Annotated in this window: 1 protein-coding gene; it reads left to right on the top strand. The window is 68.5% G+C overall.

Annotated elements, in window-relative coordinates; all coding sequences use genetic code 11:
* Positions 1–186 precede the first annotated feature (186 nt).
* Positions 187–1,185, top strand: coding sequence for an alpha/beta hydrolase (locus ACFW3F_RS25530; protein ID WP_388062506.1), 999 nt, complete (start codon positions 187–189; stop codon positions 1,183–1,185).
* The last annotated feature ends 65 nt before the right edge of the window (positions 1,186–1,250 follow it).

Raw genomic sequence — 1,250 nt, forward strand, 5'->3', positions numbered from 1 at the left:
GTCGCTTGCGCTCCTCGCACCTCAGGGAGCAGGGGTTATGCGGTTCTTTCGGATTAGGGAGCAGGGGTTATGCGGTTCTTTCGGATTAGGGAGCAAGGGGTTATGCGGTTCTCTCCGATCAGGGAACAGTTGGAACGCCTCTCGGAAACGCGTACCCCTTCATCCGGCCGGTCCTAGACTGGCCGGATGTCCGGGAGATGGTTCCATTGGCCCTTGCTCGCGACGCTCGCGGTGATGATCGCGCTGGTCGGTGCAACTCCACCCGCGGCCCTCGCCGCGCCGGCCACCGGCGCACCTGGGGCCGTGTCGTCGTCCGACATCGCCACCGAATGTGCGGGCAAGCCCGTCCGGGTCGCTGCCCGCTGGTACTTCCCACCCGGTCAACCCACGGCGCTCGTCTGGCTCCAGCACGGCTTCTCCCGGACCGCGGCCAACCTCGACGCCCTGGCCCGCTCGTACGCCGATGCCGGCTTCCTCGTCGTGAGCCCGACGCTGGACTCGGTCAACCTCGGCGGGTGCGCCGTCGCGTACAACGTCGCCGACAACGCAGCGTTCGCCCGAACCATCGGCGGGGTGTTCGGGTCGGGACGGGAACTCGACAGTCCGCTCGCGGCGAGCCTTCTCCGAGCCCGGGATTCCGCCGGGCGTCCCGACGTGACGATGCCGTACCGGATGGTCTTCTCCGGACACTCGGCCGGTGGCGAGTTCGTCGTCGTGGCAGCCGACTCGCTCCGTCGCGCCGACCCGGTCGCCTACCGTCGCCTGGCCGGACTCATGCTGTTCGATCCGGTGAACTCGTTCTTCGGCGTCAACTTCGCCTCTGCCGCAGCGTCTCTCGGCGCCGACCGGCTACCTGTCCGGGTGATCGCCTCGCAGCCCTCGGTGTCCAACAACTTCGGGCAGGGCGTGTCCGTCCTCGAGCAGACGACGCAACAGCGGTTCCTCGGCTCTCGTCTGGTGACCGGCATCCACATCGACGCCGAAGGCGAGTCGACCGACCTCATCGGCGAACTGTCCGAGCTCGCCGTGCCGCGCCCCCGTAACGGTCGGGTCATCCGGGCTCTCGCCAACGGATGGTCGTCGGACATGGTGGCCGGAACGGTGACCGCGACCTACTACCCCGGTGGCCGCTACTACGACCTCCTGCTCGAAACCCGCACCGTCACCACACTTCCCGTGCGCTGACGCCACCTCCGCAGACAGAAACGACGCGGCCCCCGCCCTCGCGCTGAGTGCGGGGGCCGCGTCGG

Source organism: Gordonia sp. NPDC058843, assembly GCF_042743165.1.
Taxonomy (GTDB): domain Bacteria; phylum Actinomycetota; class Actinomycetes; order Mycobacteriales; family Mycobacteriaceae; genus Gordonia.

What these genes read in the sequence shown, in the direction of transcription:
- ACFW3F_RS25530 (WP_388062506.1), top strand. Translation starts at nt 187, where the DNA reads ATGTCCGGGAGATGGTTCCATTGGCCCTTGCTCGCGACGCTCGCGGTG.